The organism is uncultured Microbulbifer sp. (assembly GCF_947489355.1).
Taxonomy (GTDB): domain Bacteria; phylum Pseudomonadota; class Gammaproteobacteria; order Pseudomonadales; family Cellvibrionaceae; genus Microbulbifer.
In genome coordinates, this window is the sequence record NZ_CANLDD010000174.1 from 1 (window position 1) to 527 (window position 527).

The 527-nt window shown below is 52.4% G+C and carries 1 protein-coding gene; it reads left to right on the plus strand.

Going from position 1 to position 527, the window contains the following annotated elements; genetic code table 11:
- Positions 1 to 527, plus strand: a 527-nt coding sequence (locus Q1A48_RS21340; RefSeq protein WP_299948886.1) for a hypothetical protein, incomplete at both ends; no start/stop codon positions are given.

The window sequence follows — 527 nt, forward strand, 5'->3', positions numbered from 1 at the left end:
TATCGCAACAGTGCCCCGCAGATCAGTGGCGGCAATGTGATTACCGGGAACACCCATGGCATCTACGCCGAAGGCTACAGTAGCGATGCGGCGCAGAACCCTGCTCCGATAGTGACTGGCAACAGCATATACGACAATGCTTATTACAACTATTACAACCGGTACTTTACTGATGCGGCACAGACCACCTTTAATGCCACCGGCAACTGGTGGGGCACCACAGATCAGGGGGAAATTGCACAGGAGATCTATGACTGGGCGGACAATTCGGGTGGCCCGCCAGTAGTAGATTACAGTGGTTATCTGGATGGTCCCGGTGGCAACCCCGCTTACACTGGAGCAACTCTCTACGGTCCTATTTTCGAACCTCTTACTCTGACGGGCAGTGAGTATTTGCTGCTTGGTCGGGTAGAGGTTGCGGCCGGCGTAACTCTTTCTATAGATGCAGGAACCAGAATCAATCTCCCTTCTGCTTATCCGATGAGGGTTAAAGGCAGTCTAGTAGTATCTGGTAGTCAATCCTCTCC